The organism is Brachybacterium tyrofermentans, assembly GCF_039526165.1.
Lineage (GTDB): Bacteria > Actinomycetota > Actinomycetes > Actinomycetales > Dermabacteraceae > Brachybacterium > Brachybacterium tyrofermentans.
In genome coordinates this window covers 41,144-56,399 of the sequence record NZ_BAAAIR010000025.1, presented here as the reverse complement: position 1 = coordinate 56,399, position 15,256 = coordinate 41,144, and the positions used below count along the sequence as shown (strand labels likewise).

Genomic DNA, 15,256 nt, shown 5'->3' with positions numbered 1-15,256 from the left:
GCTCGGTCGCCGGGTCAGGAGGGGCTGTCGTCGGGGTCATCGGGATCATCGGGTTCGTCGGGTGAGGGTCGGGGCCTCAGGGGTGGCAGGGGATTCCCCTCAAGGAACTTCTGTAGTGCTTCGTCGCTGTCCGCGCCGTGTGCTCGGTGTCCGGTGCGGCGCTGGTTCTCGAGACGGCGTTGTCCGATGATGCGGTCGCGGGTGGGGCGGGCGGCTTCGATCTCGGCGATCCGGGTCGCGTCGGCGTGGGCGCGCAGGTGCGTGTCCCAGGCCCGGTCCAGCGCAGCAGCCAGGACAGGGGTCAGCAGGTCGTGCTCCTCGTAGGTCGCGGTGCGCAGCTCGCCATCGATCGTCCACTGCGTCCGGGTGGGCTCGATGACCGGCCGACGGGGATCCGGGCGGGGAGGCAATGTGGCGGGTGGGAACCGGGGTGGATCTTCGGGGGTATTCCGGAGCGGTTCAAGCCTGGAACCGGACTCTGGATTGTGACCTGAGTCTGAATCGGTGTCTGTGTCGGGGTCGCGTTCGGGGTCGATCAGGCCCGCGGTTTTGATCGTGTGGTGCAGCCAGCAGAGTCGGTGAAGGTTCGCCAGCGAGGTCGGGCCACCCGAACCGGGGTTGGTGTGGTCGTATTCCTCGATGTGGTCGTCCTCCGACGCCAGCACCGTTGCCCTGGTGCAGCCGGGGGCGGCACACACGGGGTGGCGGAGGCGCAACTGGAGCCGCATCTGTGCGGTGGGGGTGTAGGTGTCGGCGGTGACGGGGAGGTAGGCGCCGGTGGTGGGGTCGGTGAGGATCCGCTGCCAGGTGGCCTGACCCGCGGCCAGGGCGCGGGCCTGTTCGGCGGGGACCGGGATCAGACCGTCGATCACCCCGGGCGCGTCGCTCTCACCCAGCAGCGTCATCGCCGGCACCGTGACCAGCAGCTTGTACGGGGAGGCAGGCTCGGGCACCGGGTCCGTCGTAAGCATCGACTGGGTCAGCACCGCATACCGCAGCGCCGCCAGCGACATCGCTCGGCCGCGTTGACGCAGCACCTCATCGAGATCGAACGGGATCGGGGTGTCGCTGTCCTGGTCGTTCAGGGCTTGGCGCTGGGCTTTCTGGATCGCCTGCGCCGCGACATCGAGACGGTGGGCGAGGGCCTTGATCTCCAGCGTCGGCCCCGTCACCGACAACGTCGCGATACCCCGGGTCGGGTCGGTGATCTCGAGATCCACACGCCGTTCCGATTCCGGGGTGAGAGGGATCGTGCCGGCAGTGACCAGGGTGATCAGCGAGTTCAGGTGGCGGGCGAACTGATCCCGGGAGATCGACGCCAGGTCCCAGCCGGCCACGTGCTCGTCGACGACCCGGACCTGGTCATCGGGCAGCGCCCGTACTTTGCGCAGCAACAACCGGTGGAAATCCTCGGGCAGGTCACCGGTACGCAGGACCTCGAACGTGCCAGGCATGAGCGTCACGGAGCGGTGGGCGTCACGGATCAGGCACTCCGCCCGATGCAGGGATGCCCGCAGACCGGTCGCGACCTTCAACGCCGAGATATCCGCCGAGTCGATGCACCCATCGGACTCCGGGTCCCGAGTCAGGAACGCCGTGAGCAGCTCCTGCTCGCGGGCATACAGCTTGGTGCGCTCACGCATGTTGTCGTGGATCGCCAGTGCCCGCGCCGCCAGTTCGCTCTCGGGCTCGGCCTCGCACGCCTCGATCACCCGCTGCGCGGTCAGCGCCCGCCGCGCACGCACCGGCCACACCGGCACTGGAGGAACTGCACCGGGATCGGAGGCGGCACCAGAAGGACCACCGGAGCGGTTCCCTGGAACGTTGCTCGCAGGCCTATCCTGCCCGCCACCGGACTGTGAATCCTGCTCGAACTCCTCACCCACGACAACCCCTCCTTCCCACCCCTGGAAAACACCGGCCCCACTGCCGACGACGTCACCCCAGCTTATCCCCTAGAAAGCCTTTTCGATAGACCCGAACGGCAATGTGGATCAAATTGTGGATAACCACCCACTGTGGAGGAAAGAATCGTTCCGGAAGGCACTCCGAGGGGATGCCCGAGGGGGGCGGCGGGGTGGATGCAGCACAGGGGCACACCGAAGATCCCACTCGCCGGCTCCCCGAATGGCGCGACCGAATGATGTGGCCGGGCCCAGTTGTCGGACCTACCCTTCAGGCGTCGCGGAGGAATACTGTTCGACAGCACAAGAATGCTGGATCTCGGGCAAATTACTACACCTCCTGACGCTCCGAACTGCACATTGTGGATAGCCACTATCTGTGGAGGAAAGAAGTACATCAGCCACGCAGACCTCTCCGTCCCCATCGGCCTACCCAGCCTCCACTCACCCCGGGAGAAGGGGGTCACGAGGAGCCCGCGAGGGTGCCTGCGGGGTGGTCCGCGGGGAGGTGCTGCCGCCTGGTGCGCCGACTGTCCCACCCCTCCCGCACACTCCGTACGTACGTTCGAAGTCACGACCTGCAGGGCTTGACTCGCCCTTCATGGCCAGGCGTAGAGTTCGAACAGAAGTTCGAGTAGAAGCAGTGCGCAGTTCCCGGCCGGAACGGAGCGGGATGGAGGTGGAACAGTGAGCATGCGTCTGCAGACGGCTTCTCGCGAGGCCGAGCCCGCGAACCGTGAGGATCGCCTCGCGCTGGCCCGCGCCACCCTGGGTGCCGCTGAGCGCAGCGCCTCCCGATGGGGAGGGCGGATCGATCGCACCGCCCTGCGCACCGCGACGACACCGGCAGCACCGACAACGACGACGGAACAGGCAGAGCAGGGCCTCGCCGACGACGGGATGGGTACCAGGGTTCCGGTGCCCGGGCCGCTTGCCGGACTGTTCCCGCGGGGCAGCCTGCGGGCGGGAAGCTCCGTCGCGATCACGGGCGCTGCCAGCACCTCGCTGCTGCTGTCCCTCGCGGTCGCCGCGGCGGGGGAGGACTCCTGGTGCGCGATCGCGGGCATGCCCGATCTGGGGCTGCGCTCCGCGGTCGATGCCGGCCTGGATCCCTGCCGACTCGCGCACGTGCCTGCGCACGGCGAGCAGCGTCCCCAGGTGCTCTCCGCCCTGGCCGATGGCGTGGATGTGCTCGTGCTCGGCCCCGATCTCGATCTCGCCCCCGTGCTGTGGCGCAGCCTGCTGGGTCGCGCCCGCACCGCCGACACCCTGGTCCTCGCCGCAGCCCCGCCCGGGCGCGCCGATCTCACCCTGCGCTCCACGACGCTGCGCTGGACCGGTCTCGGCGCAGGCTCGGGACGGCTGCGCACCCGTCGTCTCGAGGTCCTCGCGAGCGGCCGGGGGATTGCCGGGCAGCGGGAGGTCGAAGTGCTGCTGCCACAGGTCGGCGGCATGATCGCCTCGGCGCCGCAGCAGCGCAGCCGGCACGAGAACCTGGCCGCCCCGCCCCCGGTGCGCCTGCTCGAACCGGTGCGGAGGGCCGGGTGATGACCCTCGACACGAGCACCAGCACCAGCACCAGCACCAGCACCAGCACCAGCACCAGCACCAGCACCAGCACCAACCCTGCCAGCACAGCCACCCGCACGGTCGCCGTGACCGTCCCGGACTGGCCGCTGCTGGCCGCGCTGGACCGGCACCAGCGTCGGCTGGTCGAGGAGAGCCCCGACGGCGAGCCCGCTGCGATCGACCCGGCCGTCGTCCCGGTCATCCTGCTCGACCAGCATCGGGTCACGCACTCGAGCGCCGCCGCCCGGGAGGCGGGCGCGCTGCCCGGCATGAAGCGTCGTGCCGCGCGTGCCGCCTGCCCCGAGGCGCTCGTGCTGGAGGCGGACAGGGAGAACGAATCGGCCCTGTTCGAGCTGGTCGCGGCCGCGGTGGACACGATCGCCGCCGGGGTCGACGTGCTGCGCCCCGGAGTGCTGCTGATGTCGGCCCGCGGGCCGGCCCGCCACCAGGGCGGGGAGGCGCAGCTGGCCGAGCGGATCCTGGACGCGGTCGCCGAGCTCACCGGCTGGGACTGCTCCGTGGGGATCGCCGACGGGCCCTTCGCCGCGCTGCTCGCCTCCCCGCCGGGACGGATCGTGCGGGACGGGCGCAGCGCCGACTACCTCGCCCCGCATCCGATCACGACGCTGCGCAGCGCCCCCGTCGGCCCCGGCTGGGGGCATCGCGGGCAGCCCTCGGCGCGGCGCACCGAACGCCGCCTGGACCTCGCCGAGACCGTCGATCTGCTGCAGCGCCTGGGGATCACCACCCTGGGGGATCTGGCCGCGCTCCCGTCGGCCGCGGTCGCGGACCGCTTCGGTCCCGATGTCTCCACCTTGCACCTGCTGGCCCGCGGCGAGGAGCCCGCCCCGCCTGCCACGCACCATCCCACCCAGCCGATCCTGGCCGAGACCACGCTGGAGACCCCGCTGGTGCGCACCGACCAGGCGGCCTTCATCGCGCGCCCGCTGGCCGAGGAGCTGCACACGATGCTCGTCGCGAACGGCCTGGTGTGCACCCGGCTGCGGATCGTGGCCCGCACCGAGGGCGGCGAGGAGATGGAGCGCACCTGGCGGCACGACGGCGCACTCACGGTGGCCGATGTCGTGGACCGGATCCGCTGGCAGTGCGACGGCTGGATCACCCGCTCACGGCTCGGCGGCCCCTCGACCGGCGCGATCACCCGGATCGGCCTGCACCCGCTGCAGCTCGCCCCGGCGGGGGAGAGCGCCCCGGCCCTGTGGGGGAGCGCCGGGGAGGCCGCCCAACGGGCCTCGCGCGCCTTCGCCCGGGCGCAGGGCCTGGCGGGGGAGGACGCCGTCCAGGTCCCCGTCCGCGTCGGCGGGCGACTGCTGGCCGACGAGATGGTGCTCGTGCCGTGGCGCAGCGAGAAACCGGCCACCCACCCCGGGCCCTGGCCCGGCTCCCTGCCGCGGCCGGTGCCCACCACCGTGTTCCGGGACCCGCCGCCGGTGGCCCTCGAAGACGCCGACGGGAGGCCCGTGGTGGTCACCGCCCGGGGTCTGCTGAGCGCCGCGCCGGCGCGGCTGCTGGTCCTCGCGCCCGGGGCCCCGGTCCTGCAGCGCCTCGGCCTGCGCGCCGGCTCCTCGCATCCGGTGCTCGCCCATGGCGCGCCCACCGTGATCGACGAGCGGTGGTGGACGCCGCAGGGCGCCCGCTCCGCCCGGCTGCAGCTGGTGGTGCGCGGTGCGGGCGATGAGGAGACCGCGGTGCTGGCGCTGTCCCGGACCGGGAGCTGGACGCTGGAGGGGCTCTATGACTGATGATCGTTCGAGGGACGGGAGACGCTGATGGCCGGCTGGTTCCTGGGCCCACCCGCGTGGAAGGACATCGAGGCGATCCTCTCGGACCGTCCCGCCGAGCTGGTCGCCCCGCCGATCGTCATCGAGCACACCGGGAAGGTCGCCGACGACGCCTACCGGCCTGCGCGCACCGTCGACTACGCCGAGCTGCACGCCCATTCGCACTTCAGCTTCCTCGACGGCGCCTCGAGCCCCGAGGACATGGTGGAGCAGGCCGCCCGACTGGGGCTGGGCGCGATCACCCTGGTGGATCACGACGGTCTTCCCGGGGCGGTGCGCTTCGCCCGTGCGGCGGGGGAGGCGGGCATCGCCACCGTGTTCGGGGCCGAGCTCACCCTCGGGCTCGAGCCGGGGGCCGACGCCGCGAGCGCCACCCCGGTCGTCTCCGCGCCCCGCACCGGCATCCCCGACCCCGAGGGGGAGCACCTGCTGGTGCTGGTGCGCGACACGGACGGGTACCGGCAGCTCTCGGCCGCGATCGCCCGCGCCCACCTCGACAGCGGGGAGAAGGCGGTCCCGCGCTATCGGCTCGCGGAGCTCTCCCGGCTCGCCCGCGAGGGGCGCTGGCAGATCCTCACCGGCTGCCGCAAGGGGTCCGTGACCCGGGCGGCGGCCGCGCACCTGGCCGACGGTGACCTCGAGGCCGCCGCCCATGCCGCGGCGGGCGCCATCACCCGCCTGCTGGAGCTGTTCGGGGCCGGGAACGTCGCCGTCGAGCTGGTCGCCGGCGGCGGGGGAGAGGCGGATGAGCTCCACGACGCCCTCGCCCAGGGTGCCCGCCTGGTGCGCGAGGACCACGGCCTGGACGAGATCTCGCTGCCGCTGGTGGCGACGACGAATGCGCACTACGCGCGACCGGCCGACAAGCGCCTGGCCGACACCCATGCCGCGCTGCGCGCCGGGGTGCCCCTGGTCGACGCCGACCCGTACCTGTCCTCCCGGCCCGCGCACCTGCGCAGCGGGGAGGAGATGGCCGAGCTGCTGCCGCGCTATCCCGCCGCGATCGCCGCGGCCGCGCGGCTGGGCCGGGACTGCGCGCTGGACCTGCGCCTGCTCGCCCCGGACCTGCCGCCCTTCCCGGTGCCCACCGGGCACGACGAGGCGAGCTGGCTGGTGGAGCTGGTGGAGATCGAGGGCCGCGAGCGCTACGGGCCGAGGCCCGCCCCGGAGCGGCCCGAGCGGATCCCCGGGGCCTGGGCGCAGATCGACCACGAGCTGAGGGTCATCATCGACCTGCACTTCCCCGGCTACTTCCTCATCGTCCACGAGATCGTCGACTTCTGCGCCGGGGTGGGCATCCTCGCCCAGGGGCGCGGATCGGCCGCGAACAGCGCCGTCTGCTACGCGCTGGGGATCACCGCGGTCGAGCCCGTCGGCCACGATCTGCTGTTCGAACGGTTCCTGGCCCCGGAGCGGGACGGCCCGCCGGACATCGACATCGACATCGCCTCGGACCGGCGCGAGGAGGTCATCCAGCACGTCTACGCCCGCTACGGGCGGGAGAACGCCGCGCAGGTCGCCAACGTCATCACCTACCGGGCGAAGCTCGCGGTGCGCGACGCCGCCCGGGCGCTCGGCTACGACCCCGGCGCGCAGGACGCCTTCTCCAAGCGGATCGAGCGATCCTTCTCCTCGCTCGCCGACGCCGACATCCCCGCCGACGTCGTCGACCTCGCGAAGCAGCTGCGGGATGCCCCGCGCCACCTGGGCATCCATTCCGGTGGCATGGTGCTGTGCGACCGGCCGGTGATCGAGGTGTGCCCGGTGCAGTGGGCGGCGATGGCGGACCGCAGCGTGCTGCAGTGGGACAAGGAGGACTGCGCCGACGCCGGCCTGGTGAAGTTCGACCTGCTGGGGCTGGGGATGCTCACCGCCCTGGACCACGCGCTGCAGATCGTCGCCGAGCATCACGGGCAGCATTTCGAGCTGCGCACCCTGCCGCAGGAGGACGAGGCCGTGTACGACATGCTGTGCGAGGGGGACAGCGTGGGCGTGTTCCAGGTGGAGTCCCGCGCGCAGATCTCCACCCTGCCCCGGCTGCGGCCGCGCGTCTTCTACGACCTGGTGGTGGAGGTCGCGCTGATCCGGCCCGGCCCGATCCAGGGCGGATCCGTGCACCCCTACATCCGCCGCCGGAACAAGGAGGAGGAGGTCACCTTCCTCCACCCGCTGCTGGAGAAGTCCGTGGGCCGCACCCTGGGGATCCCGCTGTTCCAGGAGCAGCTGATGCAGATGGTGGTCGACGTCGCCGACTTCAGCCCTGCCCAGGCGGACCAGCTGCGGCGGGCGATGGGCTCCAAGCGCTCCACCCAGAAGATGCTCGAGCTCTCCGATGCACTGTTCACCGGGATGGCGAACCACGGCATCACAGGGGAGGACGCCGACGCGGTCCACCGCAAGCTGCTCGCCTTCGCCAACTACGGCTTCCCCGAGTCCCACGCTTACTCCTTCGCGTACCTGGTCTATGCGAGCTCGTACCTGAAGTGCCACTATCCGGCGGCGTTCACCGCGGCGCTGCTGCGCGCCCAGCCGATGGGCTTCTACTCGCCGCAGTCGCTCGTCGCCGATGCCCGCCGTCACGGCGTGCTCACCCGCGGGCCCGATGTGCTGCGCAGCAGGGCCCGCTCCGATCTGGAGACCGACGAGGAGCACGCCGGCTACCGAGTGGATCCGCCGCGCGCGCAGGTCCAGGGGGAGGCAGCCGCGCGGGGTCCGGCGATCCGGCTGGGTCTGGACCAGGTGCGGGGGATCAGCACGGAGACGGCCGACGGGATCATCGCCGAGCGCGAGCGGGGCGGTCCCTTCGTCTCGGTCCCGGACCTCGCCCGACGGGTGCGGCTGAGCGCCCGCCAGCTCGAGGCGCTGGCGACGGCCGGGGCGCTGGATGCGCTCGCGTCCTCGCGTCGGCAGGCGCTGTGGGCCGCGGGGGCCGCTGCTCAGGAGTCCCCGGACACGCTGCCTCACCTCGCCGTGGGCGCGCAGGCGCCGACGCTGCCGGGGATGGGCGAGGCGGAGCTCGCGACCGCCGACGCCTGGGCCACCGGGATCACCCTGGACGATCACCCCATGGTGCTGCTGCGCGAGGAGCTCACGGAGGGCGGGGTGCTCTCGATCCAGGGCACCCGGGAGGCGGAGGACTCCAGCCGGATCCGGGTGGGCGGCGTGATCACGCACCGGCAGCGTCCGGCGACCGCCGGGAACGTCACCTTCCTCAGCCTCGAGGACGAGACCGGGATCCTCAACGTGGTGTGCTCACAGGGGTTCTGGGTGCGCCACCGGGCCCTGCTGCGCACCGCCCGGGCGATCGTGCTGCGCGGCATCGTGGAGAACCGCAGCGGGGCGGTGAACCTCGTCGCCGACGACGTCGCGCCCCTGGACCTGGCCGCGGCGGGCCGGTCCAGGGACTTCCAGTGAGCAGGGACTTCCAGCAGATCAGGCGGCCGAGGGCACCGTGCCCGTCGCCCTCCGCTCGGGGGAGAGGTCCGCGCGGCGGGCCGAACGGGAGGCCACCAGGGTCACCACCAGCGAGATCGCCCCCCAGGCGAGGATCGCCAGCAGCGTGCTCGAGGTCGACACGAGCGAGCCGCCGAGAGCCGCGTGCACGAGCCCCTGGGTGACGATCGGCAGCGGCAGCAGGGCGCTGACGGACTGCAGCAGCGGGGGAGCGGTCGCGAGCGGCAGGATGCCCACCAGGGTCACCACCTGCAGCACCATCAGCACGATGGAGATGATGCGGCCGATGCGTTCGCCCAGCACGGTGATCAGCGCCTGGTGCAGGGCGGCGAACATCGCGGCGCCGGCGAGGGCGACCACGCCCACCGTCAGCGGGGACACCGGGGAGATGCCCACGGCGGTGAGCACGGCGAGCACCGCGATGGTCTGCACCACCGCGATGAGCAGTGCGGGGGCCAGGGAGCGCAGCACGACCTGGCCCATCGGCACGGCCCGGTCCAGCAGGCGCCGGGACAGGGCCGGCAGCAGCAGGAAGCTCGCGAAGGCGCCCAGCCACAGCGCGAGCGCCGCGACGAACGGGAAGGTGGCGGTGGAGGCGCCGTTGGCCTCGTTCTGCCGCGTCGCCTCGGTCTCCACCGGGTTCGAGGCCATCTCGGCCATGCGGGTCCGCTCGGACTCGGTGTAGGTGGGGACCCCGTCGGCACCGTCGCGCAGGCCGGTCGCGAGGTCATCGGTGCCGTCGGACAGCTCGGTGGTGCCGGAGGCGAGCTCCTCGCTGCCGTCGGCGAGGTCGCCGGTCCCGGTGGCGAGCTCGTCGCTGCCGTCGGCGAGCTGATCCGCCCCGGAGCCGAGCTCGGTGGCGCCGGCGGCGAGCTGGTCGTTGCCGTCGGCGAGATCGCCCGCGCCGTCGGCCGAGGTGCGGGTGCCGGCGGCCAGGTCGTCGAGCCCGGTGGCGAGGTCCCCGGCGCCGTCGGCGCTGGCCCGGGCGCCGGTGGCGAGGTCGTCGGCCCCGTCGGCGAGCTGGTCGACGCCGTCGGCGTACTGCTGGAGGCCGTCGCGCAGACCGGTCACCCCGGTCACCAGAGAGCCGGCGCCGTCCGCGCTGGCGCGGGCACCGGTGGCGAGCTGATCGGCGCCGGCCACGAGGCCGGGATTCTCGGAGCTGCCGTCGCCCGTGAACGCCGTCTCCACGCCCTCGGCGTAGGTGACCACGCCCTGCGTGCCCTGGACCAGGCCCGGCTGCTCCGGCGTGCCCTGGAGGCCGTCGGCGATCTGCTGGACCCCCTCGGCGGCGGCGCCTGCGCCGTCCCCGACGCCCTGGGCGGTGGGGACCAGGCCCGGGTTCTGGGCGGTGCCGTCGCCGGTGAGCGTGGTGTCCACGCCGTCGACGTAGCCCTGCATCCCGGCGACCTGCTGCTTCAGGGCGAGCGCGGTGGGATCCTCGGGATCCTCCGCGAGCAGGGAATCGGCGGTGGCGTCCATCTGGGCGGCGAGCTCGCGCATGCCGGGGTTCTCGGCGCTGCCGTCCCCCTCGAGGATGCCCTGCAGGCCGTCCGCGTACTGCACGACGCCGTCGGCGCCCTGGACGAGGCCGGGCTGCTCCGCGGTGCCGTCGAGGCCGTCCGCGGCCTGCTGAGCGCCGTCGCCGAGCTCCACCGCGCCGTCGGCCACGCTCTGCGCGGTCGGGACCAGGCCGGGGCTCTGCTCGGTGCCGTCGCCGGAGACGGCGGCTCCGGCCTGGGAGACGCCGTCGGCGAAGTCCTCGACGCCGGTGGCGAGCTGGTCGGAGCCGGCGACCAGGCCGGGGTTCTCGGCCGTGCCGTCGCCCTCGACGCCCGCGGCCAGCTGCTCCGCGCCGTCGAGGAGCCCGGGCTCGGCCTCGGTGCCGGTCATGCCGGTCTGCAGGCCGTCCACGCCGGTGGAGAGGTCCTCGGCGCCGGTGGCGAGCTGGTCGAGACCGGTCGCGAGGTCGCCGCCGCCCGTCGCCGCGTCATCGGTGCCGGTGGCGAGCTGGTCGAGGCCGTCGGCGAGCTGTCGGGAGCCGTCGGCCGACTGCCGGGTGCCGTCGGCGAGGCTCCAGACGCCGCCGGAGAACTCCTCGGCGCCGTCGGCGGCCAGGGTGGCGCCGTCGGCCAGCTCCCGGGTGCCGTCGGCGAGGCCCTGGGTGCCATCCTCGAGCTCCGTGGTGCCCTCGGCGAGCTGGTCGGCGCCGTCAGCGGCGTCGGAGAAGCCGTCGTGGAGGTCGTTGAAGCCCACGTAGAGTCCGTCGAGGTACTGCTTCGCCATCTGCCCGCCGGTGGTCGCGGCCGAGGCGTCGGCGACCGCGGTGCCGACCAGCGCGTTGATCTGTCCGCTCGCGTCGTTGGTGGTGACCTGGAGGATCGCCGGGGTGGCCTCCGTGGTCCCGATGGTGGTGAGCTCGGCGGAGAAGTCCTCCGGGATCACGACCACGGCGGAGTAGGAGCCGTCCGCGAGCCCCTGCTCCGCGTCATCGGCGGAGGTCAGCTGCCAGTCGAAGCCGGTAGTCTCCGGGGCGTCGGTGCCCTCGACGGTGCCGGGCTGGGTGAGGGAGCCGGCCAGCAGGCGGCCGAGCGGCACCGTCTGGGTCTCCCCGTCGGCGTCGGTGATCTCCGCGCCCTCGTCGAGGTTCACCACGGCGGCCGGCACGGTGTCGAGCCGGTCCACACGATCGCTGAGCGCCCACAGTCCGGCGCCGACCACCAGCAGGGGCAGGAGGAGCACCACGAGCAGGGTGCGGGGGTGGGTCAGGCGGGTCATGCGAGGGCTCCTTCGGGAACGGAGGCGGTGGAGCGCTGGACAGCGAGGGCCGAGAGACGGCGGGGGTCGCGCAGGGAGTCCCGGAGCAGGCGCTCGGCGTCGGAGACGTCGGGCCGACGGGAGCCCACGACGAGCGTGGCCCCGCTCTCGAGCAGGGCGTCGAGCCGCTCGACGAGGGTGTCGTCGATGCTGGTGGCGCTGTGGGCGAGATCCTCGAGGCGTTCGACGACGATCACGGCGGTGGACAGACGGCGGCCGGGGATCTCCCGCAGCCGGGCGGCGACGTCGGCCCCGGCGGGGATCCAGTGGGCGCGGCCCTGGATGGCCCCGAGGTCATCCGGGGCGAGCCGGTCGTGCACGGCCAGCAGGCCGGAGTCGGGCTCGAGCCGACCCGCGGCGAGGGCGAGGAAGGCGCCCCGGGCGGCGTCGTCGGCGCAGCGCACCACGAGCAGGGAGCCCGGGGGGATGGACCCCGTGAGCGGGCCGATCGTGCCCTTCTCGCCGACCACGGGAGCGACGGTGTCCTCGAGGCGCAGCGCGTGGGCTCCGTGCTCCTGGGTCCAGTGCCGGTGCTCGAGAACGGCGTGCAGGCCCTCGCCCTCGACATCGACCTTGGGCAGGGCGCGGTCCAGCCAGCCGGGGAGCCACCAGGCATGTGAACCCAGCAGCGCGAGGACCGCCGGGACCAGGGTCATGCGCACCACGAAGGCGTCCACCAGCACGCCGACGGCCAGGCCCACGGCGATCGGCTGCAGCATGAACCAGCCGGAGGTCACGAAGCCGGCGAAGACGGAGACCATGATCAGCGCGGCGGCGACCACCACGGGGGCGCTCGCGGTGAAGCCCTTCTCGATGGACGCGCGCGCGTCCCCGGTGCGGGTGAACTCCTCGCGCATCCGGGAGACGAGGAAGACCTCGTAGTCCATCGCGAGGCCGAAGAGCACACCCATGACCATGATCGGCATGAAGGCGACGACGGGGCCGTTGACGCTCACGGACAGCGGCGCGTTGAACCACCCGTACTCGAACACCATCGCGGTGACGCCGAAGGCGGCCGCCACCGAGAGCAGGTAGCCCAGCGAGGCCTTGATCGGCACCCACACGGAGCGGAACACCATCGCGAGCAGGATCAGGGAGAGGCCGACGACGAAGATGCCGAAGGGAAGAAGGGCCGTCGAGAGCTTGTCGGTCACGTCGATGCCCACCGCGGTGGCGCCGGTGACGGTGACGTCGGAGATCGAGTACTCCTCCTCCCATCCGGCGGCGCTGTCCCGCAGCTCGTGCACGAGGTCCTTGGTGGACTGGTCGGTGGGTCCGCCCTCGGGGATGACGACCACGACGGCCAGGTCGGCGCCCCGGTTCGGGGTCGCCATCTGGATCTCCTTGACGTGGTCCAGGCTTTCCACGTCGGCCTTCAGATCCTCGACCACGCCGAGCGGGTCGGTGGTGTTGATGATGTCGGCGGTCAGCAGCAGGGGACCGTTGTATCCGGGGCCGAACTCCTCGGCGACGAGGTCGTAGGTGTCGCGCGCGGGGGTGCCCGGCTGCTCGGTGCCGAGGTCCGGCAGGGCGAGCTCGAGGTCCTTGATCGGGATCGCGAGGGCGCCGACGCCGAGCACGACGAGCAGGATCGTGAGCGCGGGGACCTTCGTGACCACCCGCACCCAGAGGGTACCGAAGGAGCGCCGACGGGGCTGCTCGGGGTCCGGCTCGGGCAGCACGCCGTCGTTCTGGGCCATCAGGGCGCGGACCTTCCGGGGGCGCAGCCGCTCGCCGAGCACGCCCATGATGGCGGGCAGCATCGTCAGCGCCACGACCACGGAGAGGGCGACCGTCGCGGCGGCCGCGACGCCCATGATGGTGAGGAACGGGATGCCGGTGACGAACAGGCCCACCAGGGCCACGATCACCGTGAGGCCGGCGAAGATGACGGCGCTGCCGGAGGTGGCCAGGGCCCGACCGATGGACTCCCGGACGTCCTCCCCGGCGCTCAGCTGGTCGCGGTGGCGGGACAGGATGAACAGGGCGTAGTCGATGCCGACGGCGAGGCCGAGCATCGCGCCCAGAGCAGTGGTGACCGACGGGATCTCGACCCCGGCGGCGAGCGCCATCACGGCGAGCATGGAGATGCCGACGCCGACGAGCGCGGTGACGATCGGGATGACGGCGGGGACGAAGGAGCGGAAGACGATCGCGAGGATCAGCAGGGCGATGACGATGCCGACGACCTCGCCGGCGCCGAAGGGCACCTCGGAGCTCTGCAGCACCTGGCCGCCGATGTCTGCGCTCAGGTCAGCGCCGTCGGCAGAGTCGGCGGCGTCGACGAGCCCCTCGATCTCCTCGAGGGAGCCCTCGGGGAAGGTGCCGACCTGACCGTCCATCTGGAACTGGGCGATGATCGCCGAGTCGTCGTCGCTGCGGGTGCCGGGGGAGACGTCGTCGAAGGGGGAGGGGGCCGCGGCCACTCCGTCCACGTCGGCGATCTGCGCCATGAGGTCCTCGATCTCGTCGCGGTGCTCGCCGATCTCGGCACCGTCCTCGGATCCCAGGACGACCTGGCCGGAGGCACCGCCCATCTCGGGGAAGCGGTTGGCGAGGTTGTCGATGCCACGCTGCCCCTCGGTGCCGGGGATCTCGATGTCCGACGAGAACGTGCCGCCGAGCCCCACGGCGAGGGCGCCGAGGGCGATCAGCAGGATCATCCAGAGAGCGATGATCTTCCAGCGCAGGGAGGCCATGAGCAGACCGAGTCGGTACAGGGACGAGGACACGCGACCTCCAGGGCGGGCACAGCGGATGAGCGGCGAATGGTCGGGTCACGGACCATGAGAGACGATGCACTCGCGTATCCACGACGATCCCGTATTCGATACAACAGTGTATCGATGGCATACTGTGGAGTCACGCGAGGGCAAGACACGATGACGGGGAGCCGTGAGATCTTGACCACCCCACCGCCCTGACCGACGCCTGAGCCACCGAGGAACCATGACCGATCTGTTCGAGCCGCTGCCCGAGTCCGCGAGCACCCGGCGCAAGGAGAACACCCGTACCAAGCTGGTCCGGGCCTCGCTCGACGTCTTCGTCGAGAAGGGGATCGACGGCGTGACCGTCGACGACCTGGTGCGGGCGGCCGGGTTCACCCGGGGAGCCTTCTACTCGAACTTCTCCACCAAGGAGGAGGTCTTCTCGGCGCTGTTCGCCTCCGTCACCGAGGAGATGCTCGAGATCGCGAACACCTCCGTGGCCTCCGCGCTCGCGGCGGCCCACGCCGAGGGGAGCACGCCGGGAAGCCTCTCCGAGATCGACGACGCGACGATCATGGTCGCGGTGTTCGAGGGCATCCGACCGTTCGGCCGCCAGTGGTACCTCCTCTACTCCGACGCTATCGCGCGCTCCCTGCGCGACGAGGCGATGCGGGCCGAGCTGGCCGTGCAGCGGGAGCGCCTGCGCGACCAGATCGGCAAGCTCCTCAGCACCCGTATGGAGGAGAACGGCGACCGCCCCCTCCTGCCGCCCGAGGATCTCGCCCAGCTGCTCGTGGGAGTCTTCGTCGACCTCATGGTGCGCGAGCAGATGGACGGTCGCGACATCACCGAGCTCGCCGCGACGACGATCCTGGGCACGCTGCGCGCCTTCGTGGAGCCGCGCGCGCACTGATCGCGCGAGACACGCACGGGACCTGCGCCGCCGACGCGACCCTTCCGTCGGGCTTGTCCGTTTTGCCGCGACACGCCGCATTGGATAGGT

7 protein-coding genes are annotated in these 15,256 nt (G+C 72.3%); 4 read left to right on the top strand and 3 right to left on the bottom strand.

Annotated elements, in window-relative coordinates:
• Positions 1 to 14: 14 nt before the first annotated feature.
• Positions 15 to 1,745 (bottom strand): HNH endonuclease, encoded by a 1,731-nt coding sequence (locus ABD093_RS04555; RefSeq protein WP_343922729.1) that lies wholly within the window; start codon positions 1,743 to 1,745, stop codon positions 15 to 17.
• An 852-nt stretch (positions 1,746 to 2,597) separates the two neighbouring features.
• On the opposite strand from ABD093_RS04555, the gene ABD093_RS04550 reads away from it, so the two are divergent.
• The 3 genes from ABD093_RS04550 to ABD093_RS04540 are packed head-to-tail and all read left to right on the top strand — an operon-like array spanning position 2,598 to position 8,689.
• Entirely contained in the window at positions 2,598 to 3,452 is an 855-nt protein-coding gene (locus ABD093_RS04550) for a hypothetical protein (protein ID WP_226849909.1), read from the top strand.
• Positions 3,452 to 5,236, top strand: a complete 1,785-nt coding sequence (locus ABD093_RS04545) for a DNA polymerase Y family protein (protein WP_343922727.1) — start codon at positions 3,452 to 3,454, stop codon at positions 5,234 to 5,236. The genes ABD093_RS04550 and ABD093_RS04545 overlap by 1 nt, the downstream gene beginning before the upstream one ends.
• 27 nt (positions 5,237 to 5,263) lie before the next feature.
• Positions 5,264 to 8,689 carry an error-prone DNA polymerase gene (locus ABD093_RS04540; RefSeq protein WP_343922725.1) on the top strand — a complete coding sequence of 1,142 codons (3,426 nt, stop codon included), beginning with the start codon at positions 5,264 to 5,266 and terminating at the stop codon, positions 8,687 to 8,689.
• Between the two features lie 18 nt (positions 8,690 to 8,707).
• On the opposite strand, the gene ABD093_RS04535 is transcribed toward ABD093_RS04540, so the two are convergent.
• Together ABD093_RS04535 and ABD093_RS04530 are read right to left on the bottom strand one after the other, a co-directional pair.
• The gene (locus tag ABD093_RS04535) at positions 8,708 to 11,506 is read right to left on the bottom strand and encodes a YhgE/Pip family protein (RefSeq protein WP_343922723.1); all 2,799 of its coding nucleotides are present in this window, start codon (positions 11,504 to 11,506) and stop codon (positions 8,708 to 8,710) included.
• Complete coding sequence (locus ABD093_RS04530; protein ID WP_193117169.1) at positions 11,503 to 14,277, bottom strand: MMPL family transporter; 2,775 nt, start codon at positions 14,275 to 14,277, stop codon at positions 11,503 to 11,505. The genes ABD093_RS04535 and ABD093_RS04530 overlap by 4 nt, the downstream gene beginning before the upstream one ends.
• A gap of 217 nt (positions 14,278 to 14,494) precedes the next feature.
• On the opposite strand from ABD093_RS04530, the gene ABD093_RS04525 reads away from it, so the two are divergent.
• Positions 14,495 to 15,166: a TetR/AcrR family transcriptional regulator gene (locus ABD093_RS04525; protein ID WP_193117170.1), complete on the top strand. Its 672-nt coding sequence runs from the start codon at positions 14,495 to 14,497 to the stop codon at positions 15,164 to 15,166.
• Positions 15,167 to 15,256: the final 90 nt, after the last annotated feature.

Coding starts and splice junctions, on each gene's coding strand:
- ABD093_RS04550 (WP_226849909.1), top strand. CDS start 2,598: ATGCGTCTGCAGACGGCTTCTCGCGAGGCCGAGCCCGCGAACCGTGAG.
- ABD093_RS04545 (WP_343922727.1), top strand. CDS start 3,452: ATGACCCTCGACACGAGCACCAGCACCAGCACCAGCACCAGCACCAGC.
- ABD093_RS04540 (WP_343922725.1), top strand. CDS start 5,264: ATGGCCGGCTGGTTCCTGGGCCCACCCGCGTGGAAGGACATCGAGGCG.
- ABD093_RS04535 (WP_343922723.1), bottom strand. CDS start 11,506: ATGACCCGCCTGACCCACCCCCGCACCCTGCTCGTGGTGCTCCTCCTG.
- ABD093_RS04525 (WP_193117170.1), top strand. CDS start 14,495: ATGACCGATCTGTTCGAGCCGCTGCCCGAGTCCGCGAGCACCCGGCGC.